The sequence below is a fragment of the Streptomyces sp. SN-593 genome (assembly GCF_016756395.1).
GTDB classification, from domain to species: domain Bacteria; phylum Actinomycetota; class Actinomycetes; order Streptomycetales; family Streptomycetaceae; genus Actinacidiphila; species Actinacidiphila reveromycinica.
The window spans coordinates 4828332-4850074 of sequence record NZ_AP018365.1 but is presented as its reverse complement, the minus strand read 5'-3'; the positions used below and the strand labels follow the sequence as shown (position 1 = coordinate 4850074).

Genomic DNA, 21743 nt, shown 5'->3' with positions numbered 1-21743 from the left:
GGTGATCAGGACAGCGCGGCGCCCAGTGCGTAGACGACCGGGGCGGCCGCGGTCAGCGGCAGCGCGACGCCCGCGGTGAAGTGCACGAACCGGGAGGGCCAGTCGTAGCTGGCCACCCGCAGGCCGACCAGCGCGCAGGCCCCCGCCGCCGCGGCGAGCAGCACCGAGTGGCCGGTGCCGAAGCCGGTGGCCGGACCGGTGAGCGCGCCGGTGACGGCGGCCACCGCGAGCGCGGCGACCAGCGACACCGGTTCCCCGCCCGGCAGCCGCGGCGCGCGCACCAGTGTCGCGGCGGCCACCGCGACCGTCCCGACGACGACCGGGTCGGTGCCCGCGTGCGAGGTGGCGGTGAGCAGGTAGCCGCCCGCGACCACGGTGAGCAGGGTGGAGGCGGAGGTCGCGGTGAGCGACGAGAGGCGTTCGTCGGCCGATCCGTGGTGGCGAAGTTGGAGCACCAGCACGAGCAGCAGCCACACGCCGAGGGTGCCGAGCAGCGCGACCGGGCCGTGGCCGCCGCTGACCGCGAGCACCGCGATGTCCACGGTGACGCCGGACAGGAACGCCAGCACGATGCCCTGCCGGGCCGGCCACATCCCGTTGAGCCGGAACCAGCCGGCCGCGGTCACCGCCTGGAGCACCACCAGCAGGACCGCCAAGGCCGGCTTGCCCACCGCCGCCCCGCCCGCGAGCAGCAGGCCGAGCGCCGCGGTCAGCCCGGCGGGCTGGATGCCCGGCGGGATGATCGGCGAACCGGTGCGGTGCGGCGGCGCGGCCGACTCCTCCAGCTCGACGACGGGAAGCGCGGCGGTCCGCTCCAGTTCGGGCTCCTGCTCGCGGCCCGCGGGGGTGTGTCCGGCCGCTGCCCGCCCGGTCGGCGCGTGGCCGGCCGGCGCGATCCCAGTCGCGGGGACGTCCGGGGCGTGGCGGGGGGCGGGCGCGGGCTGCCGCCCGTACGGAGCGCCGGGGCCGGCGTCCTGGCCGGGGGCGTATCCGGGGGCGCCGCCAGGGGTGGTGCCCCAGGCGGGCGCGGCGGCGGGGGCCGCGGCCCACGGGTCCGCGGCCGGCTGCGCGGTCTGCGGCGGACCGCTGAAGACCTGGCCCTCCCACGCGCCGCCAGCCGGCGGTCCGCCGTAGCCGGCGCCGGGGTCCGCCCCACCCTGCGGCTGCTGCGCGGCGAACGGCTCCGGTACGTAGCCGCCGCCCGGCGCGGCCCCGGTGCCGTAGGGGTCGCCTGCCTGCGGATGGGCGGCCTGCGGATGGGCGGCCTGCGGGTAATCGTTCCGCGCGGGCGCGCCCTGGTCGTGGCCGTATCCGGGCTGTTCGTACCCGGGCTGTTCATACCCGGCCTGGTCGTACCCGGCCTGCGCGTAGCCGCCCTGCGCGTACCCGGGCTGCGGGTAGGCGGCCTGATCGTACCCGGGCTGCGGGTGGCCCGAGCGGCCGTATCCGCCCTGCGCGGGGGCGCCGGCGCCGCCGTCGGCCCAGCCCGCGGGGGACGGCGGCGCGTACCCGTACGCCTGGCTGTACGCCTGGTCGTACGGCTGCGCGTAGCCGTCGGCGGGCGGCGGGGGCGGCGGGAAGCCCTCGGCCGGGGCCTGCCCGGCGGGCGGGAGGCCGGGGTCTCCGTCGGCGGGGACGCCGTACGGCCGGTCGGAACCGTGGAAGTCGTTCATCTCATCCTCCCGCGAACGGCGGAAGGACCTCCACCGTGCCGCCGTCTGGCAGGGGGACCGCGGAGTGGTCGCGGGTGCCGACGGGGGTGCCGTCGACCAGGAAGGAGCAGCGCAGCAGCACCCGGGCGAACTCCGGCTCGCGGGCGTGCCGGGCGCGGGCCGCGGCCAGCGCGTCGGCGAGGGTCGCCGCGTGGTACGGCTCCTCCGTCGTGCCCGCCGCGGCCTTCGCCGCCGCCCAGTAGCGGATCGTGCCCGCCGCGGGCGCCGCCGTGTCAGGTCCTGCCATCGCTCCGTCCTCGGGTCAGTGCGTCGTGCGGGTCCATCATGGCGGGTCGGCGTCAGCTCGCGGGAAAACGGGCGGTCAGCCACGCGCCGATCCGGTCCAGCAGTTCCGGCGCGGCCGCGTTCTCCGCGTGGCCGAAACCGGGCTCGATCCACAGTTCCGCGCCGCCGGGCCCGGCCGCCTCGGCGAGCGAACGGGGGTGGTCCAGCGGGAAGTACGCGTCGCGGTCGCCGTGCACCACCAGCAGCGGGACCGGCGGGATCAGCGGCACCGCCTGCACCGGGGAGAGCGGCACCGGGTCCCAGTCGCGGGTGTGGATGCGGGTGTGCAGGCCGTAGCGGGAGACCAGCCGCCCCACGGGGCGGGTCACCGCCCAGTGCACCCGCCGCATCGGCGGGGTGCCGCGGTAGTACCAGCGGGCGGGCGAGCTGACCGAGACGACCGCGTCCACGCCGAACAGCGCGGCGTGCCGCAGCACCACCGAACCCCCCATGGAGAAGCCGACGGTGGCCACGTCCGCGTAGCCGAGCCGCCGTGCCCAGCGCACCGCCGCGTCCAGGTCGAGCACTTCCCGGTCGCCGACCGTGGAGCGCCCGCCGGAGCGGCCGTGGCCGCGGAAGGAGAGACTCACCACACCGCCGAACGCCGTCAGCCGCCGCGCCGCGCGGCGCAGCGCCGGCCGTTCCAGGGCGCCGGTGAAGCCGTGCGCGACCACGATCGCGAGGCGGCCTGAACTGGCTGGTGCCGGCAGGTGCTCGGCCTCGATCGGCACGTCGTCCGACGTCAACAGCACCGCCCGGTGGCCACCCGAAGTGACCACCGGAACACGCAAAAGGCTGTCATGGCTCTCGGCACGGCTGTCCATGTGGGCTATTCTTCCCTGGAAGAGGACCTGGGCAATGTCGCCCCCGGGTCCTTTCGTGCTTTCCGGCACGCGAAGGCGCCTCGCAGGAGTAACGAGGAGGGTTCGGTTTTGAGACAGGTCGCGAGACGTGTCCTGGCACCGCTGTCCTCGTCCCCCGCTGCGCCCCGCGGCCGGACGACGACCTACGGGAGCGCCCGGTGAGTTCTCTCCTGCTTCTGACCAACGCCCTTCAACCCTCGACCGAAGTGCTGCCCGCGCTCGGCCTGCTGCTGCACGGCGTGCGCGTGGCGCCCGCCGAGGGCCCGGCTCTGGTCGACACCCCCGGTGCCGACGTGATCCTGATCGACGGCCGGCGGGACCTCCCGCAGGTGCGCAGCCTGTGCCAGTTGCTGCGTTCCACCGGCCCCGGCTGTCCGCTGGTCCTGGTGGTCACCGAGGGCGGCCTGGCCGCCGTCACGGCGGACTGGGGCATCGACGACGTGCTGCTCGACACCGCCGGGCCGGCGGAGGTCGAGGCGCGGCTGCGGCTGGCCATGGGCCGCCAGCAGATCGGCAACGACGACAGCCCGATGGAGATCCGCAACGGCGACCTGTCGGTCGACGAGGCGACGTACAGCGCGAAGCTCAAGGGCCGGGTGCTCGACCTGACCTTCAAGGAGTTCGAGCTGCTGAAGTACCTCGCGCAGCACCCCGGCCGGGTCTTCACGCGCGCCCAGCTCCTCCAGGAGGTGTGGGGCTACGACTACTTCGGCGGCACCCGCACGGTGGACGTGCACGTCAGGCGGCTGCGGGCCAAGCTCGGCGTGGAGCACGAGTCGCTGATCGGCACCGTGCGCAACGTCGGCTACCGCTTCGTCACCCCGGAGAAGCCCGAGCGGTCGGAGAGGTCCGACCGGTCCGAGAAGGCCGAGCAGGCGGACCGGTCCGACCCGGCGGACCCGGGCGACGCGGCCGGCACCGGCGAGCGGTCCGCGAGCGGCCGTAGCTCGGCCGAGCAGACCGTCTGACACTCTTATATGACGCCAGGTTGGACACGCGTAGACTGCGCGACGTGCCCAAGGTGACGCGTGACGATGTGGCCAGGCTGGCGGGGACCTCGACCGCGGTCGTCAGCTACGTCATCAACAACGGACCCCGGCCGGTAGCCCCGGCCACCCGCGAGCGCGTGCTCGCGGCCATCAAGCAGCTCGGCTACCGGCCGGACCGGGTCGCGCAGGCGATGGCCAGCCGCCGTACCGACCTGATCGGCCTGATCGTCCCGGACGCGCGCCAGCCGTTCTTCGCGGAGATGGCGCACGCGGTCGAACAGGCCGCGTCCGAGCGCGGCAAGATGGTGCTGGTCGGCAACTCCGACTACCTCGACGACCGCGAGGTGCACTACCTGCGGGCCTTCCTCGGCATGCGGGTGTCCGGCCTGATCCTGATCAGCCAGGGCCCCAGCGAGAACGCCGCCATAGAGATCGACGCGTGGGACGCCCGGGTGGTGCTGCTCCACGAGCGGCCCGAGGCGATCGACGACATCGCGGTGGTCACCGACGACATCGGCGGCGCCCAGTTGGCCACCCGGCACCTGCTGGAACACGGTCACGACTACGTGGCCTGCCTCGGCGGCACCGAGGGCACCCCCGAGGTCGGCGACCCCGTCACCGACCACGTGGTCGGCTGGCGGCGGGCCATGGCAGAGGCCGGCAAGAGCACCGAGGGACGGCTCTTCCAGGCGCCCTACAACCGCTACGACGCCTACCGCGTCGCGCTCGACCTGCTCGCCGGGCCGGACCGGCCGCCGGCGATCTTCTGCGCGACCGACGACCAGGCCATCGGCGTGCTGCGGGCCGCCCGCGAGCTGCGGATCGACGTGCCCGGCGGGCTGGCGGTGGCCGGCTTCGACGACGTCAAGGAGGCCGCGCTCGCCGACCCGCCGCTGACCACGGTCGCCTCCGACCGGCAGGCGATGGCCCGCGCCGCGGTCGACGCGGTGCTCGACGACTCGCTGCGGGTGCCCGGCTCGCGCCGCGAGCGGGTGCGGCAGTTCCCGTCCCGGCTGGTGGTCCGGGGCTCCTGCGGCTGCGCCTGACCTCCCGCCTCCCGCGGCGGCCTCGTGCCGCCCGCGGCCCCGGGGGTCCCGGGCCCGGGCGGTCGGCGCGGGGCCCGCGCCACACCGCGGTCGATCTTCCTTATATCGGGCATACCTACTTCTGCCGGGCTTCTCAGCGTGCACTCAGGAAGCTCTCATGAACCGAGCCCACAGTCATAGACATGACCAGCGAGAGCCGCAACGGCGGCGCACCCCAGTACCCGCACGACGCGCAGCTTCCGCTCCAGTCCGACCCGCAGGCGCCGTACAGCGAGCCGCCGACCTCCGCGGCCCCGCCGGCGCAGCAGCAGTCGTACACCGGGAGCGGTTACCAGGACCCGTACACGGGCGTCCAGGACCCGTACGCGGGCGGTGAGCCCGGACACACCGTGATCCAGGGCTCGGTGGTCCACTCGACTCCCGAGACCGCGACCGGCGCGGGCGGCATGGAAGGCGCGGGCGGCATCGGCGGCTACCCGCCGCCGCCCGCCTACCAGGCCGGCTACGCGGCCGTGGGCGCCTCGCCCGTCCCGCACCGGCGCCGCCGGATGAGCCGTCCGTTCGCGCTGGCCGCGGCGGTGGCGCTGGCCGCGGGCGTGATCGGCGGCGGCGCCGGCGCGCTCATCGGCCACGCGACCGACCACTCCACCAGCAGCGTGGCGGCCGCGGCCGCGGTCAACGCCTCGGCCGTGGACGGCAGCGTGGCCGGGGTCTACAAGGCGGTCAACGCCAGCGTGGTGGAGATCACCGCGACCCTCAGCGACGGCACGTCCACCGGCGCTGGTGTGATCATCACCTCCAACGGCCAGATCGTCACGAACAACCACGTGATCTCCGGCGCGCAGAGCATCAAGGTCACCTACAGCAACGGCAAGACCGCCTCCGCGTCGCTGGTCGGCGCCGACGCGAAGAAGGACCTCGCGCTGATCAAGGTGAACGGCGCCAGCGGGCTGCCGGCGGCGATCCTCGGCGACTCCTCCGGGGTCGCGGTCGGCGACCAGGTGGTGGCGATCGGCTCGCCGGAGGGCCTCAGCGACACCGTGACCAGCGGCATCGTCTCCGCGCTCGACCGCGAGGTGACCGTGCCGGTCGAGGAGGACCAGGGGCAGAGCCAGAGCCAGCAGGGCTACGGCGACGGCAGTGGGGGCTACGGCGACGGCAGCGGCAGCGGCAGCGGTGGCGACCAGTGGCCGTTCTCCTTCGGCGGCAACCAGTACAACGGCAGCACCGGCAGTTCCACGACCACCTACAAGGCGCTCCAGACCGACGCCTCGCTCAACCCGGGCAACTCCGGGGGCGCGCTGATCAACATGAGCGGGCAGATCGTCGGGATCAACTCGGCGATGTACTCCAGCTCGTCCGACAGCAGCTCGTCCTCGTCGAGCGCGGGCAGCGTGGGCCTCGGGTTCGCCATCCCGATCAACACGGTGAAGTCCGACCTGTCCTACCTGCGGGACGGCGGGGACCAGAGCTGACCGGGCACGGACCGCGGTCGCCGGACCTCCTCCCGGTGACCGGGTGCGTCCGCGGCGCCCCGCGCCCCCGGCACCGCCGCCCGCCGCAGCGGGCGGGCGCGGGCCGGGGGCGCGGGCATGGGGAAAGCGGGGGTGGCGTGCGACGCTTGGGAACATCACAGACGGGCCGTGAGGTAGGGATCGGATGAGCAACGGGGACAGCGGCGAGGCGCCGGCGCGCGTACTGATCGTGGACGACGAGCCGGCCGTCCGGGAGGCGCTGCGCCGCAGCCTGGCCTTCGAGGGGTACGACACCGCGCTCGCCGCCGACGGGCTCGCCGCGCTGGAGCAGGCGGAGAGCTACCGCCCGGACGCGATCGTGCTGGACGTGCTGATGCCGCGGATGGACGGCCTGACCACCGCGCGGCGGCTGCGGTCCACCGGGGTGACCACGCCGATCCTGATGCTCACCGCGCGGGACACCGTCGGCGACCGGGTCACGGGCCTGGACGCCGGCGCCGACGACTACCTGGTCAAGCCGTTCGAGCTGGACGAGCTGCTGGCGCGGCTGCGCGCCCTGCTCCGCCGCAGCTCGTACGCCGCCGCGCAGGGCCAGGCCGACGACGAGGCGGCGCACACCCTCGCCTTCGCCGACCTGCGGATGGACACCGCCACCCGCGAGGTCACCCGGGCCGGGCAGCCGGTGGAGCTGACCCGCACCGAGTACACCCTGCTGGAGCTGTTCCTCACCCACCCGCGCCAGGTGCTCACCCGCGAGCAGATCCTCAAGTCGGTGTGGGGCTTCGACTTCGAGCCCTCCTCCAACTCGCTCGACGTGTACGTCATGTACCTGCGCCGCAAGACCGAGGCCGGCGGCATGCCGCGGCTGGTCCACACCGTGCGCGGCGTCGGCTACGTGCTGCGCGCCCCCGACGGCGGGCACGCGTGAACCGCCTCCCCCTGCGCTCCCGGCTCACCATCCTGACCGCGGCCGCGGTGCTGGTGGCGGTCGCCCTGGCCGCGCTGGCCTGCTGGCTGATCACGCGCAACGAACTCAACTCCCAGCTTGACAGGTCCCTGAGCCAGGGCCTGGAGGACGCGAAGCAGCAGCTCCAGCGGGCCAGCCGCAGCCTCGGTCCGTTCTCCTGCCAGTCCCAGGCGCCGGACAGCGGGCAGTACAACATCAACCCGTCGAACGTCTCCGCCCAGATCGTGCTGCCCGACGGCAAGACCTGCCTGATCACCGGGAGCAGGACGTTCACCACCACCCCGGCCGACCGCGCCGTGGCGGCCGCCGGCCCGCAGCAGGACTCGGTGACCCACACCGTGCACAGCCGCGGCACCGCGCTGCGGGTCTACACGGTGAACGCCGACGCCGAACTGGTCGTGCAGGGCCAGTCCCAGCCGATCGCCCTGTCCGTGGCGCGCCCGCTGAGCGTGGTCAGCGACCCGCTCACCACGCTCGCGTGGGTGCTGCTCGCCGTCACCGGGATCGGCGCGGTCGGCGCGGCCAGCGCGGGTCTGCTGATCGCGCAGACCGGACTGCGGCCGGTGGACAACCTCACCCAGACCGTGGAGCACATCGCGCGGACCGAGGACCTGAACGTGCGCATCCCGGTCGAGGGGCAGGACGAGATCGCCCGGCTGTCCGCGTCCTTCAACTCGATGACGGCCGCCCTGGCGTCGTCCCGGGACCGCCAGCAGCAGCTCATCGCCGACGCCGGCCACGAACTGCGCACGCCGCTGACCAGCCTGCGCACCAACATCGAGCTGCTGGAGCGGAGCGAGGCGACCGGGCGGGCGATCCCGCCGGAGGACCGCAGGGCGCTGCTGGCGTCGGTGAAGGCGCAGATGACGGAGCTGGCGTCGCTGATCGGCGACCTCCAGGAGCTGTCCCGGCCGGACGCGGGGCCGACACTGAAGGTGGTGGCGCTGCACGAGGTGACCGAGACCGCGCTGGCCCGGGCCCGGCTGCGGGGCCCCGACCTGAAGATCCTCGCCGACGTCTCGCCGTGGTACGTCCGCTCGGAGGCGGCCGCGCTGGAGCGGGCGATCGTGAACCTGATGGACAACGCGGTGAAGTTCTCCCCGTCCGGCGGGGAGATCGAGGTGCGGCTGCGCGACGGGCTGCTGACGGTGCGGGACCACGGCCCCGGGATTCCCTCGGAGGAGCTGCCGCACGTCTTCGAGCGGTTCTGGCGCTCGCCGTCGGCGCGGTCGCTGCCCGGCAGCGGCCTGGGGCTCTCCATCGTGGCGCGCACCGCGCAGCAGGCCGGCGGCGAGGTGTCGCTGTCCCCGGCGCCGGGCGGCGGCGCGCTGGCGGCGCTGCGGCTGCCGGGGGCGGCCACCGCGCCGCCGGAGATCCCGTCGGGGGCGTCCCTCGCGGACCCGGGCCCGCCCGAGGTGCCGCCGTCCGACGGGCGGTGAGGCGGCGCCGGGCCGCCCGGGACGCCCCGCCCGCAGGGCGCCGGGGGCGTGACACCCCCCTTCGGTCGTCTCACTGGGCGAAACACTCTGTCTCACCCCTCGGCGAGCCGACATAGTTGGGTGCACCACCCACCGAGGAGGTGCCCCATGCGCCGCTGGCTGATGCTGGCCCTGGGAACCGCGGCCCAGACGGCCGCCTGCGCGTTCGTCTACGGCATCCCGTACCTCGCCGACATCCTGCGCCGGCAGGAACACCTCTCGCTGACCCAGGTCGGGCTGCTCGTCGCGGCGCCCACCACCGGGCTCGTGCTCGCCCTGTACCTGTGGGGCGCCGCGGCCGACCGCTGGGGCGAGCGGGTGGTGATCGCCTGCGGGCTGGGCCTGGCGGCGGGCTGCCTCGCGCTGGCCGCGTGGGTGGCGCACGGCATGCTCGCGCTCGGCCTGCTGCTGGTGGTGGCCGGCGCGGCGGGCGCCTCGGTGTACTCCGCCAGCGGCCGCCTGGTGATGGGCTGGTTCGCCGCGCGGGAGCGCGGCCTCGCCATGGGCATCCGGCAGACCTCCACGCCGCTGGGCATGGGTGTGGCCGCGCTGGCGATGCCACCGCTATCCGACGCGCACGGGCTGCCGGGCGCCATCGGGTTCCTCGCCGTCGCCTGCGCGGTGATCGCGGCGCTGATCGCGCTGTTCGCCGCCGACCCGGCGCGCACCGCGAAGGCCGCGGCCGAGCCCGCGCCGAACCCCTACCGCGGGTCGAACGTGCTGTGGCGCATCCACGGCTCGGCGGCACTGCTGGTGATCCCGCAGTTCACCGCGGGGGCGTTCGCGCTGGTCCTGCTCGTCGACGTGCGCGGCTGGTCGCCGGTGCACGCCGGGCAGCTCATCGCCGTCGCCCAGGCGCTGGGCGCGGTCTCCCGCATCCTGGTCGGACGCTGGTCGGACGCGGTCGGCGAGCGGCTGCGCCCGATGCGGCAGCTCGCCGCGGTCACCGCCGTCGTGATCGGCGCCACCGCGCTGACCACGGCGTACCCGTCGCCGCTGACGCCGGCCCTGCTGGTGGTCGCGATCGGGATCTCGGCGAGCACCAACGGCCTGTCCTTCACCTCGACCGCCGAGCGGGCCGGGCCGGCCTGGTCCGGCCGGGCCCTGGGCGTGCACAACACCGGGCAGAACCTCACCGCGGCCGTGGTGCCCCCGGCGATGGCCGCGCTGATCTCGGCGACCGCCTACTGGCCGGGCTTCGTGCTGGCCGCGGCGACCGCCTGCGTGTCGGCCGCGATCATCCCGGTACGGCGGCAGGTGGCACCCGAGGACGGCACGGAGCGGCGCCGTACGATCACGGCATGAGCGACCGCCGCATCGAGACCCTGACCGACCTGCCCGCCGATGCCGCCCGGGCCGTCCTCGACCTGATCGGGGCGGCCGCCGCCGAGGACGGCCAGCCGGCCGTCTCCGAGCAGGGCCGGCTGCACGTCCGCAACGCCGGCCGGCCCGGCGTGCGGCACCTGCTGCTGTGGACCCCCGGACCGGACGGCGACGGGGCGCAGGAGCTGACCGGGTACGGGCAGATCGACGGCACCGACCCGGTGGAGGCGCCGTCGGCGGAGTTCCTGGTCCACCCGCGGCGGCGCTCGCAGGGCCACGGGCAGGCGCTGGCCGCCGACCTGCTCGCGGCCAGCGGCCGGCGGCTGCGGGTGTGGGCGCACGGCGGGCACCCGGCCGCCCGGCACCTCGCCCGGCAACTGGGCATGAAGCTCTTCCGCGAGCTGCGGCAGATGCGCCGCCCGCTCGACCCGGAGGCGACCGGGGTGCCCGAGCCGCGGCTGCCCGAGGGCGTCGACGTGCGGACCTTCGTGCCCGGCCAGGACGAGGAGTCCTGGCTCGCGGTCAACGCGGCGGCCTTCGCCCACCACCCCGAGCAGGGCGGGATGACCCGCGCCGACCTCGACGACCGCGTCGCCGAGCCCTGGTTCGACCCGGCCGGGTTCTTCCTCGCCTTCCGCGGCTCCGTGCCGGTCGGTTTCCACTGGACGAAGGTGCACCGGTCCGACGGGCTCGGCGAGGTGTACGTGGTCGGGGTCGCCCCGGGCGAGCAGGGCGGCGGCCTCGGCCGCGCCCTGACGGCGATCGGGCTGCGCCACCTCGCACAGGAGCGGGGCCTGGCCACGGCGATGCTCTACGTGGACGCCGACAACGCGCCCGCCGTCACCGTGTACGAACGGCTCGGCTTCACCACCCACGAGACCGATCTCATGTACCGCACGGAGTACTAGGACGCCCTGTCCCGCAGGGCCACCCGCCGGTGCCCGGGCTCGGGGCCCCGCCCGGGAGGCGCCCCGGCGCCCCCGCGCATCCCGGGTGCCCACCGGCGAGCGCCCCGGCAGGGGGGCGGGGACCGCGCGGCAAACCGCCCGCCGGGGGGAGGCCCCGGGACCGGCGGGACACACCGCCGCGGGGGTCGGGGCACCCGGGTGGAAGCCCTGCGCTTGCCTGACGGCAACGCTCTCTTTACCGGTCATTCAACCGCGCTTGCGAACATCGCCGGGTGCAGCCCGCTGCCCCGCCCCCCGCATCCCCGCCCGACCTGCCGGAACCCGCAGGTACACGGGACAATGGAGCGACGGCCGTCGGCCGCCGCACGGGGGCCGCCGACGCGGCGGATGTGCCGGAACCGGAGGAGGGCTCGAAACCCATGGCCCAGACAAATCACCCGAACGTACCCGCACAGACGGCCCAGGCCGCCGCCGGCAACGGCGGGCACGCCTCGAACGGCACCGCCTTCAGCTCTCCCGACGGCACCTTCCGCCCACGTGTGGTCCCCGACCTCGAACCCGAGCCGCCGGGGCTCGCCGAGGCGGGGGAGGAGTTCGGCGAGGAACTCCCGCAGGGCCGCTTCCTGGACCGCGAACGAAGCTGGCTGGCGTTCAACGAGCGGGTCCTCGAACTCGCCGAGGACCCGGCCACCCCGCTGCTGGAGCGGGCGAACTTCCTGGCGATATTCGCGAGCAACCTCGACGAGTTCTTCATGGTCCGGGTGGCCGGCCTCAAGCGGAGGATGGCCACCGGCGTCGCCACCCGCTCCGCGTCCGGCCTCCAGCCGCGCGACGTGCTGGACCTGATCCTGACCCGCTCCCGCGAGCTCATGGCCCGGCACGCCGCGTGCTTCCAGAACGACGTCGGCCCGCAGCTCGCCGACGAGGGCATCCACGTCATCCGCTGGGGCGACCTGACCGGCCAGGAGCAGGCCCGGCTCGCCACGCTCTTCCGCAAGCAGATCTTCCCGGTGCTGACCCCGCTGGCGGTCGACCCGGCGCACCCGTTCCCGTACATCTCCGGCCTGTCGCTGAACCTCGCGGTCGTGGTGCGCAACCCCGTCTCCGGGCACGAGCACTTCGCCCGCGTGAAGGTGCCGCCGATCCTGTCCCGGCTGCTGGAGGCGAGCCCGCAGCGGTACGTCCCGCTGGAGGACGTGATCGCCGCCCACCTCGACGAGCTGTTCCCGGGCATGGAGGTCCTCGACCACCACATGTTCCGCGTGACCCGCAACGAGGACCTGGAGGTCGAGGAGGACGACGCGGAGAACCTGCTCCAGGCGCTGGAGAAGGAGCTGATGCGGCGCCGCTTCGGGCCCCCGGTCCGGCTGGAGGTCGAGGAGTCGATCGCGCCGCGCGTGCTCGACCTGCTCGTCCACGAGCTGAAGATGAAGCACACCGAGGTGTACCCGCTGCCCGGCCCGCTCGACCTGACCGGGCTGTTCGCGATCGCCGCGCTGGACCGCGAGGAGCTGAAGTTCCCGCCCTACGTGGCCGGCACCCACCGCGACCTCGCCGAGGTCGAGTCGGCCTCGCCGCCGGACATCTTCGCCGCGATGCGCGAGCGGGACATCCTGCTGCACCACCCGTACGACTCGTTCTCCACCTCGGTGCAGTCCTTCCTCGACCAGGCCGCCGCCGACCCCGACGTGCTGGCCATCAAGCAGACCCTCTACCGCACCTCCGGCGACTCGCCGATCGTCGACGCGCTGATCGACGCGGCCGAGGCGGGCAAGCAGGTGCTGGTGCTGGTCGAGATCAAGGCCCGTTTCGACGAGCAGGCCAACATCAAGTGGGCCCGCAAGCTGGAGGAGGCCGGCTGCCACGTCGTCTACGGCCTGGTCGGCCTCAAGACGCACTGCAAGCTGTCGCTGGTGGTCCGCCAGGAGGGCGACACCCTGCGCCGCTACAGCCACGTCGGCACCGGCAACTACCACCCGAAGACCGCGCGGCTGTACGAGGACCTGGGCCTGCTCACCGCCGACCCCAAAGTCGGCGCGGACCTCTCCCACCTGTTCAACCGGTTGTCCGGCTACTCGCGCCGCGAGACCTACAACCGCCTGCTGGTCGCCCCGCGCAGCCTGCGCGACGGCCTGATCCAGCGCATCCTCGCCGAGATCGGACACCACCGCGCCGGGCGCCCGGCCTTCGTGCGGATCAAGGTCAACTCGATCGTCGACGAGGTGGTGGTCGACGCGCTCTACCGCGCCTCGCAGGCCGGCGTGCCGGTCGACATCTGGGTACGGGGCATCTGCGCGGTCCGGCCCGGCGTGGAGGGACTGTCGGAGAACATCCGGGTGCGCAGCGTGCTCGGCCGGTTCCTGGAGCACTCCCGGGTCTTCGTCTTCGGCAACGGCGGCGAGCCGGAGGTGTGGATCGGCAGCGCCGACATGATGCACCGCAACCTCGACCGCCGGATCGAGGCGCTGGTCCGGGTCACCGACCCCGGCCACCGCGCCACCCTCGACGGCCTGCTGGAGACCGGGATGTCGGACTCCACGTCGTCCTGGCACCTGGCGGCCGACGGCGAATGGACCCGGCACAGCACCGACTCCGACGGCCACCCGCTGCGCAACGTCCAGGAAATGCTCATCGACGCCCGGAGGCGCCGGCGTGGCCCGTCAGCAGCGACGTAGCGACCTGCTCGCACAGGAGATCCCCGGTCGACCGGGCGACGGCACGGACACGGGGAGCAGCGCGGTGGGCGTCAGCACGGCGGTCGACGGCGGGAGCGCGGGCGAGGCGCTGTCGTCCTACCTGCGCGCGCAGGCCACCACGTTCCTGCGCGGGCTCGGCGTGCGCGGCGACGACGAGGACGTGGCGGACTCCCTGCTGCGCGGCAGCGCCCGGCGGATCGCGGGCGTGCTGCACACCTACGGCGAGCTGACCGACCCCGCCTGGGCCGAACCGGTGCGGACCGAGCTGGGCTGGCTCGGCGCCACCCTGGGCCGCGAGCCGCAGTACGCGGCGCGGCTCGGCCGCCTGCTGGACGCGCTGCGCCGGCTGTCGGCCCTCGCGCCCGCCGAGGACACGCTGCCGCACGCGGCGGCCGGCCCGGACGGCGCGGCCGCGCGGGCGCCGCTGGCGCCCGGCGCCCGGCGGGCGGCCGAGGCGGGCCCCGCCGACATCGGCTCCGTCGTCGAGCCGGCGGGCGGCGGGCGCCGGTCCGGCGGCGCCACCGCGGTGGCCGCGCGCGGCGCGGCGCTGGCGCAGTCGGGCGGGCCGCTGGCGGTCGGCGCGGCGCGGGCCGCCGCGCTGCTGGAACGGCAGCTCACGCTGGCCCGGACCCGGGCGCACTCGGCGACCTTGCAGGCGATGGGCTCGGCCCGCTTCCACGCGCTGGCCGACTCGATCGCGGTGCTCGCCTCCGAGGTGCCGCTGACGGCCCGGGCCGGCGAGCCCGCGGCCGCGGTGCTGCCGCCGCTGGCCGGGCAGGCGCACACCCGGCTCGCCGAGGCGGCCGCCCGGCTTCCGCTGCGCCGGGCCGGCCACCCGTACAACGCCGAGGCGGTGCAGGCGGCGCTCGGCGCCGACCTCACCGCGGACCTCCAGGACGCGCCATGGCACCAGGTGCGCATCCTGCTGCGGCTGAGCCGGTACGCGGCCGAGGTGCCCGGGGCCGGCGGCCACGGCGACCCGCGGCTGGCCGAGGCCGCGATGGTCCTCCAGCGGCACCACGAGGCCGCCGAGTCGGCCGCCGCGGTGTCCGCCGCGGCCCGCACCCCCCGGATCGCCCCGGCCACCGCCTACGCGCTGGGCGTGCTCCACGCCGACCAGCGGCATGACGTGGAGGCCGCCCGCTTCGCCTTCTCCCGCCTGTGGCAGGCATGAGCAGCACGGTCCGGGCGGCCGGCACCGTGCTGTGGCGGCGCGCCGCGCACGGCGCCGGGGTCGAGGTCGCGCTCATCCACCGGCCGCGCTACGACGACTGGAGCCTGCCCAAGGGCAAGCTGAAGCGGGGCGAGGACCACGCGGCGGCCGCGGTGCGCGAGACCCGCGAGGAGACCGGCGTGGAGTGCGTGCTCGGCACGCCGCTGCCGGCGGCGTACTACTGGACGGCCGGACGTCCCAAGGAGGTCCGCTACTGGGCCGCCGAGGCGCCGTCCGCGGCCTCCACGCCGCCGTTCTCGCCCAACGACGAGGTGGACCGGATCGTCTGGCTGCCCCCGGAGGCGGCCCGGCGGCGGCTCACGCACGACCGGGACAGCGAGCTGGTCGCCGCGCTGCTGCGCGTCCTGGCGGGCTGAGCCCGCCGGCTGACGGGCTGGGCCCGCCGGACGCCCGGGAGGCCGCCGGGACGCCGCCGGGACGCCGCCGCACCGCCGAAGTCCTTCCCGGGCCACCGGGGCGTCCCCCGCGCGCCGCCGGAACGGCACCGCCGGGACGCCGCCGCGCCGCCGCACCGTCCTCCGTGGCCGTCCTCCCGGGCCCGACGGCCACGCGCGTAGACCCGTGGCCCGCGCGCGTCCCGGGCGCGCGGCGACGGTATGCCCAGGTCACCCGCTTCCCGCCCGCCCCACCTGGCCCATCTCCGGCCGGCCCGCCCACGGGGCCACCACACCGACGGACGAGGTTCACCTCGCGTTCACCCTCCCCCGTCGGTCACTTCACCTGATCTCCCTAATTTCGGCCTTACCGGTGAGCAGCAAGGCGCCGGGTGGATGCAGAACAACCAAACCCTGTGCTTCGCCGTCCACCGGCGGGCTTTTGGAAGGAACACACGAAGGTGAAGCTTCAGCGTAAGAGCGGAATGCGGGCCCTGACCGTCGGCGCGGCGGCGATAACCGGCGCGCTGGTCCTGACCGCCTGCGGTTCGGACAACAACGACAGCGGCAGCGACTCGTCGACGAGCAGCAGCTCCTCGACCTCCGCCGCCGCGTCGTCGATCTCCTGCGCGAAGGGGCAGATCCTCTCCTCCGGCTCCACCGCGCAGCAGAACGCGATGGAGGCCTGGGTGAAGAACTACCAGCAGGCGTGTTCCGGAGCCACGATCAACTACAAGCCGTCGTCGTCCGGCCAGGGCGTCATCGACTTCAACCAGGGCACGGACGCCTTCGCCGGCTCCGACTCCCCGCTCGCCCCCGACGAGATCACCTCCTCCCAGAAGGTGTGCACCAGCGGCGAGGGCATCGACCTCCCGATGGTCGGCGGCCCGATCGCCATCGGTTACAACCTGCCCGGCGTGAGCAACCTGGTCCTGGACGCCCCGACCCTGGCGAAGATCTTCAACAGCAAGATCACCACCTGGAACGACCCGGCGATCAAGAAGCTCAACCCGAGCGCGAACCTGCCGAGCACCAAGATCCAGAGCTTCCACCGCCAGGACGACTCCGGCACCACCGACAACCTCACCAAGTACCTCGGCGGCGCGGCCAAGGCCGACTGGCCCTACCCGCACGCCAAGGCGTGGGCGGGCAAGGGCGGCCAGGCCGTCGCGCAGTCCTCCGGTGTGGCCTCGCAGGTCAAGCAGACCGAGGGCGCGATCGGCTACTTCGAGCTGTCCTACGCGACCGCCGACCAGATCCCGACCGTCAAGATCGCCACCGGCGCCTCGCAGCCGGTCGAGGCCACCAGCGCCAACGCCTCCGCGGGCATCGCGCAGGCCAAGGTCGTCGGCACCGGCTCCGACCTGGCCCTCGACCTGAGCGCCGCGTACACCACCAAGGCGGACAACGCCTACCCGATCGTCCTGGTGACGTACGAGATCGCCTGCGACAAGGGCAACAAGTCCGACACCCTGCCGCTGACCAAGTCCTTCCTGAACTACATCGCCAGCGCCGACGGCCAGGGCCAGCTCGCCGGCGCGGGCTACGCCCCGCTGCCGGACGCGATCGCCACGAAGGTCCGCTCCGCCATCTCCGCCCTGTCCTGACCCCGGCGGCGGGCCCCGCGGTCGGCGACGACCACCGCGGGGCCCGCCGCACATCCGGTGCACCGCCGCCGGGGGAGCTCCCCTCCCCCACCCCAGACCGGAGTTCCCCATGACAACCACCGCACCGCCCCCCACCGCCCCTCCCCCGCCGGGCCGGGCGAAGACCGTCAGCCGCCCGGGCGACCGGATCTTCGCCGGACTCTCCCGCGGCTCGGGCATCTTCGTCCTCGTGATCATGGGCGCCATCGCGCTCTTCCTGACCGTGCGCGCGGTCAGCGCCATCTCCAAGGACCACGCGAACTTCTTCACCACCTTCGAGTGGAACGCGGCGCTGACCCCGCCGAAGTTCGGCATCGCGGTCCTCGCCTACGGCACCGTGGTCAGCGCGGTGATCGCCATGGTCATCGCCGTGCCCATCGCGGTCGGCATCGCGCTGTTCATCACCCACTACGCGCCGCGCCGGCTCGGCGACGTGATCGCGTACGTCATCGACCTGCTCGCCGCGGTGCCCAGCATCATCTACGGCCTGTGGGGCGCGCTCTTCCTGGTGCCGCACCTGCGCGGCCTGAACCTGTGGCTCGACCACTACCTGGGCTGGACGGTCGTCTTCCACAAGGCCGACCCGAACTCCACCCCGCGCTCGCTGTTCACGGTGGGCATCCTGCTGGCGATCATGATCCTGCCGATCATCACCAACGTCAGCCGCGAGGTGATCCGGCAGGTGCCGAAGATGCACGAGGAGGCGGCCCTCGCGCTCGGCGCGACCCGCTGGGAGGTCATCCGCATGTCGGTGCTCCCCTTCGCCCGCTCCGGCATCATCTCCGCCTCGATGCTGGGCCTGGGCCGCGCGCTCGGCGAGACGATGGCGGTGGCCACGGTGCTGTCCGCGTCGCCCACCCTCAGCGCCCACCTGCTGGACCCGGCCGGCGGCACCTTCTCCCAGAACATCGTCGCCAAGTTCGGTGAGGCCACCCAGTACGGCCGGGACGCCCTGATCGCGTCCGGTCTGGTGCTGTTCGTCATCACCCTGCTGGTCAACGGAGCCGCCCGGCTGATCATCGCCCGGCGCAAGGAGTACTCGGGGGCCAACGCATGACGCACACCGCCGTCGACGCGACCTCGTCCGCCGCCGTGCCCGCCGCCAGGCGGCTGGCGACCCGGCGGCTGCCGCGCTGGACCGCCCCGGCGATCGCCGTCGGCTCGATCGTGGTCGCCGTCGCCATCGGCGCCGGAGCGGGCCTGTCCAGCCACATCCAGTGGGGCCTGATCGCGCTGCTGCTCTTCGTCGTGGGGTCCTACGCGATCACCGCGCAGGTCGAGGGCCGCCGCCAGGCGAAGGACCGGGTGGCCACCAGCCTGGTCTGGTCCGCGTTCATCCTGGCCGTCCTGCCGCTCTACTCGCTGATCGAGACGACGATCAAGCAGGGCGCCGGCGTGATCGACGGCACCTTCCTGACCCACTCGATGAAGAACGTGCTCACCATCGAGCCCGGCGGCGGCATCTACCACGCCATCATCGGCACCGTGGAGCAGGTCGGGATCGCCGCCGCCATCGCCGCCCCCCTCGGCATCCTGACCGCCGTCTACCTGGTCGAGTACGGCAGGGGCTGGCTCGCCAAGGTGGTCACGTTCTTCGTCGACGTGATGACCGGCATCCCCTCGATCGTGGCGGGCCTGTTCATCCTGTCGCTGTGGTTCATCGCCTTCGACAAGGCGCCGCAGTCCGGCTTCGCCGGCTCGCTGGCCCTGGCGATCCTGATGACGCCGATCGTGGTGCGCTCGACCGAGGAGATGCTCAAGCTCGTGCCCAACGAGCTGCGCGAGGCGTCCTACGCCCTGGGGGTCCCGAAGTGGCGGACCATCACCAAGGTGGTCGTCCCCACCGCGATCGGCGGCATCACCACCGGCGTGATGCTGGCCCTCGCCCGGATCGCCGGCGAGAGCGCCCCGGTCGCCCTGCTGATCTACGGCGCCCAGTACATCAACAACAACCCGTTCAAGGGCCCGCAGGAATCGCTCCCGTACTACATCTACCAGCAGTACGTGGACGGCAACCCCGCGAGCTACGCCCGCGCCTGGGGCGCGGCCCTGGTCCTGATCGCCTTCGTGATGATCCTGAACCTCGTGGCCCGGCTCATCGCGCGCTGGAAGGCGCCGAAGAACACAGGTCGCTGACGCGGCCATCAGCAGACCTAGCAGAAATGAAGTGATCCCCACCATGGCCAAGCGAATAGACGTCAGCGGCCTGTCCGCCTTCTACGGCGCCCACAAGGCCATCGACGACATCTCGATGACCGTCGAGCCCGGCTCCGTGACCGCCTTCATCGGCCCGTCCGGCTGCGGCAAGTCCACCTTCCTGCGCACCCTGAACCGCATGCACGAGGTCACCCCCGGCGGCCGCGTCGAGGGCAAGGTGATGCTGGACGACGAGAACCTGTACGGCAGCGGCGTGGACCCGGTGACGGTGCGGCGCACCGTCGGCATGGTCTTCCAGCGCCCCAACCCGTTCCCCACCATGTCGATCTACGACAACGTGGCGGCCGGCCTGCGGCTGAACGGCATCCGCAAGAAGGGCGAGCTGGACGCCGTCGTCGAGAAGTCCCTCAAGGGCGCCAACCTCTGGAACGAGGTCAAGGACCGCCTCAACAAGCCCGGTTCGGGGCTGTCCGGCGGCCAGCAGCAGCGACTGTGCATCGCCCGCGCGATCGCGGTCGAGCCCGAGGTGCTGCTGATGGACGAGCCGTGCTCCGCGCTCGACCCGATCTCCACCCTCGCCATCGAGGACCTGATCGGGGAGCTGAAGGAGCGCTTCACGATCGTCATCGTCACCCACAACATGCAGCAGGCCGCGCGGGTGTCGGACCGCACCGCGTTCTTCAACCTGGCGGCGGTGGGGCAGCCGGGCAAGCTGATCGAGATCGACGAGACCGAGCGGATCTTCGCCAACCCGTCGGTGCAGGCGACCGAGGACTACATCTCCGGCCGTTTCGGCTGACACCGGACCGCCGTGCGGTGCTGCATGGCGGTGCCACCGCAGGGCGCGAGGGCCCCGGCTCCCCTGGGAGGGAGCCGGGGCCCTTCTTCGTCGGTGCGGGCGGTGCGGGTGGCGAAGGCGGTGCGGGCAGCACGGGTGGTGCGGGCCGTGCGGGCGGCGGCGGAAATCAGCCGAAGACCAGTTGGACCAGGTAGAAGCAGGCGGCCGCGACGAGCGCCGCGGCGGGCATGGTGATGAACCAGCCGCCGACGATGTTCTTCGCCACGCCCCACCGGACCGCCTTGACCCGCTTGGTCGCCCCGACGCCCATGATCGCCGAGGTGATGACGTGGGTGGTGGAGACCGGAGCCGCGAAGACGTAGGACGTGGTGTAGAGGATCGCCGCGGAGGTGGTCTCGGCGGCGAAGCCCTGCGGCGGGTCGAGGTCGATGATCCGGCGGCCGAGGGTGCGCATGATCCGCCAGCCGCCCGCGTAGGTGCCCAGCGACATCATCGCCGCGCAGATCAGCTTCACCCAGATCGGGATGCCGAAGCCGCGGCCCGGGTCGTGGATCACCAGCGCCAGCACCACCACGCCCATCGTCTTCTGGGCGTCCTGCAGGCCGTGGCCGAGGGCCATCGCGGCGGCCGAGAGGGTCTGCGCCATCCGGAAGCCGCGCTTGGCCTTGTGCGGGTTGGCCCGGCGGAAGAACCACAGGATCGCCAGCATCACCAGGTAGCCGACGAGCAGACCGACCACCGGGGAGACGAACATCGGCACGATGACCTTGTCGACCACGCCGTCCCAGTGGACCTCGGTGCCCCCGGCGAGCGCCGCCCCGACCAGACCGCCGAACAGCGCGTGGCTGGAACTCGACGGCAGCCCGAAGTACCAGGTCACCAGGTTCCATACAATGGCTCCGGCGAGTCCGGCGAAGAGGATGCCCATCCCGTGGCGGCCCTCGGGCGTGGCGATCAGTCCCTTGCTCACGGTTCCCGCCACCTTCGAACCCAGGAAGGCGCCGAGCAGGTTCATCACCGCGGCCATCGCCAGCGCCGCCTTGGGGGTCAGGGCGCGGGTGGAGACCGAGGTGGCGATGGCGTTCGCCGAGTCGTGGAACCCGTTGGTGTACGTGAAGAAGAGCGCGACCGCGATGGTCACGAGCAGAACGAAGGTGTCCACGGAGGTCAGGACTCCTTGACCGCGATGGTCTCCACCGTGTTGGCGACGTGCTCGAACGCGTCGGCAGCCTCTTCCAGCACGTCGACGATCTGCTTCAGCTTCAGCACCTCGATGGCGTCGTACTTGCCGTTGAACAGGTGCGCGAGCAGCTTGCGGTGGATCTGGTCGGCCTGGTTCTCCAGCCGGTTGACCTCGATCCAGTACTCGGTGAGGTTGGCCATGGTGCGCAGGTTCGGCATCGCCTCGGCGGTCAGCTCCGCCGCTCTGGCCAGCACCTCGATCTGCTGCTCCACGCCCTTGGGCAGTTCCTCCACGTTGTAGAGGACGACCAGGTCGACGGCCTCCTCCATGAAGTCCATGATGTCGTCGAGCGAGCCGGCGAGGGTGTAGATGTCCTCCCGGTCGAACGGCGTGATGAAGGAGGAGTTGAGCTGGTGGAAGATCGCGTGGGTCGCGTCGTCCCCGGCGTGCTCGGCCGCCCTCATGCGTTCTGCGATCTCGGTCCGGGTCGGCGCATCGGCCCCGAGCAGTTCCATCAGGAGCTTCGAACCGGTGACGATGTTGTCCGCGGAAGCGGCGAACATGTCATAGAAGCTCGTCTCCCTGGGGGTCAGACGAAAGCGCACGTG

The 21743-nt window shown here is 73.4% G+C and carries 19 protein-coding genes; 14 read left to right on the top strand and 5 right to left on the bottom strand.

Annotated features, from left to right (window positions below):
* Positions 1–5: 5 nt before the first annotated feature.
* From RVR_RS20295 to RVR_RS20285, 3 genes are read right to left on the bottom strand one after another with little or no spacing between them, the layout of a single operon-like run.
* On the bottom strand, positions 6–1673 hold the full coding sequence (locus RVR_RS20295) for a hypothetical protein (protein WP_202235197.1): 1668 nt from the start codon (positions 1671–1673) through the stop codon (positions 6–8).
* 1 nt (position 1674) lies between these two features.
* Positions 1675–1959: a MoaD/ThiS family protein gene (locus RVR_RS20290; RefSeq protein ID WP_202235196.1), complete on the bottom strand. Its 285-nt coding sequence runs from the start codon at positions 1957–1959 to the stop codon at positions 1675–1677.
* 52 nt (positions 1960–2011) lie between these two features.
* Positions 2012–2821: an alpha/beta hydrolase gene (locus RVR_RS20285; protein WP_202235195.1), complete on the bottom strand. Its 810-nt coding sequence runs from the start codon at positions 2819–2821 to the stop codon at positions 2012–2014.
* Positions 2822–3018: 197 nt separating this feature from the next.
* Here RVR_RS20285 and RVR_RS20280 point away from each other — a divergent pair, with 197 nt between their 5' ends.
* The 14 genes from RVR_RS20280 (at position 3019) to pstB (ending at position 19952) form a co-directional block, all read left to right on the top strand.
* On the top strand, positions 3019–3828 hold the full coding sequence (locus RVR_RS20280; protein WP_202235194.1) for a winged helix-turn-helix transcriptional regulator: 810 nt from the start codon (positions 3019–3021) through the stop codon (positions 3826–3828).
* Positions 3829–3872: 44 nt separating this feature from the next.
* Complete coding sequence (locus RVR_RS20275) at positions 3873–4895, top strand: LacI family DNA-binding transcriptional regulator (protein WP_202238827.1); 1023 nt, start codon at positions 3873–3875, stop codon at positions 4893–4895.
* Between the two features lie 182 nt (positions 4896–5077).
* Positions 5078–6370, top strand: a complete 1293-nt coding sequence (locus RVR_RS20270) for a S1C family serine protease (RefSeq protein ID WP_202235193.1) — start codon at positions 5078–5080, stop codon at positions 6368–6370.
* A gap of 184 nt (positions 6371–6554) precedes the next feature.
* Positions 6555–7298 (top strand): response regulator transcription factor, encoded by a 744-nt coding sequence (locus RVR_RS20265; RefSeq protein WP_202235192.1) that lies wholly within the window; start codon positions 6555–6557, stop codon positions 7296–7298.
* Positions 7295–8776 carry a sensor histidine kinase gene (locus tag RVR_RS20260; RefSeq protein ID WP_202235191.1) on the top strand — a complete coding sequence of 494 codons (1482 nt, stop codon included), beginning with the start codon at positions 7295–7297 and terminating at the stop codon, positions 8774–8776. The genes RVR_RS20265 and RVR_RS20260 overlap by 4 nt, the downstream gene beginning before the upstream one ends.
* A 147-nt stretch (positions 8777–8923) precedes the next feature.
* Positions 8924–10120 carry an MFS transporter gene (locus RVR_RS20255; RefSeq protein ID WP_202235190.1) on the top strand — a complete coding sequence of 399 codons (1197 nt, stop codon included), beginning with the start codon at positions 8924–8926 and terminating at the stop codon, positions 10118–10120.
* Positions 10117–11046 (top strand): mycothiol synthase, encoded by a 930-nt coding sequence (mshD, locus tag RVR_RS20250; protein WP_202235189.1) that lies wholly within the window; start codon positions 10117–10119, stop codon positions 11044–11046. Before RVR_RS20255 ends, mshD begins: the two co-directional genes overlap by 4 nt.
* Before the next feature lie 419 nt (positions 11047–11465).
* Positions 11466–13721, top strand: coding sequence for an RNA degradosome polyphosphate kinase (locus tag RVR_RS20245; RefSeq protein WP_202235188.1), 2256 nt, complete (start codon positions 11466–11468; stop codon positions 13719–13721).
* Positions 13699–14916, top strand: a complete 1218-nt coding sequence (locus RVR_RS20240) for a CHAD domain-containing protein (protein WP_430393156.1) — start codon at positions 13699–13701, stop codon at positions 14914–14916. The genes RVR_RS20245 and RVR_RS20240 overlap by 23 nt, the downstream gene beginning before the upstream one ends.
* Positions 14913–15332, top strand: coding sequence for an NUDIX hydrolase (locus RVR_RS20235; protein ID WP_202235187.1), 420 nt, complete (start codon positions 14913–14915; stop codon positions 15330–15332). Before RVR_RS20240 ends, RVR_RS20235 begins: the two co-directional genes overlap by 4 nt.
* A gap of 479 nt (positions 15333–15811) precedes the next feature.
* On the top strand, positions 15812–16957 hold the full coding sequence (pstS, locus tag RVR_RS20230; RefSeq protein WP_202235186.1) for a phosphate ABC transporter substrate-binding protein PstS: 1146 nt from the start codon (positions 15812–15814) through the stop codon (positions 16955–16957).
* A 109-nt stretch (positions 16958–17066) separates the two neighbouring features.
* Positions 17067–18053 carry a phosphate ABC transporter permease subunit PstC gene (gene pstC / locus RVR_RS20225; RefSeq protein ID WP_202235185.1) on the top strand — a complete coding sequence of 329 codons (987 nt, stop codon included), beginning with the start codon at positions 17067–17069 and terminating at the stop codon, positions 18051–18053.
* Entirely contained in the window at positions 18050–19132 is a 1083-nt protein-coding gene (gene pstA, locus RVR_RS20220) for a phosphate ABC transporter permease PstA (protein ID WP_202235184.1), read from the top strand. Before pstC ends, pstA begins: the two co-directional genes overlap by 4 nt.
* Positions 19133–19175: 43 nt before the next feature.
* Entirely contained in the window at positions 19176–19952 is a 777-nt protein-coding gene (gene pstB, locus RVR_RS20215; protein ID WP_202235183.1) for a phosphate ABC transporter ATP-binding protein PstB, read from the top strand.
* A gap of 166 nt (positions 19953–20118) precedes the next feature.
* Here the strand turns inward: pstB and RVR_RS20210 are convergent, their stop codons facing one another.
* Entirely contained in the window at positions 20119–21114 is a 996-nt protein-coding gene (locus RVR_RS20210; protein ID WP_202235182.1) for an inorganic phosphate transporter, read from the bottom strand.
* A 5-nt stretch (positions 21115–21119) separates the two neighbouring features.
* Positions 21120–21740 (bottom strand): DUF47 domain-containing protein, encoded by a 621-nt coding sequence (locus tag RVR_RS20205; RefSeq protein WP_202235181.1) that lies wholly within the window; start codon positions 21738–21740, stop codon positions 21120–21122.
* Positions 21741–21743 lie beyond the last annotated feature (3 nt).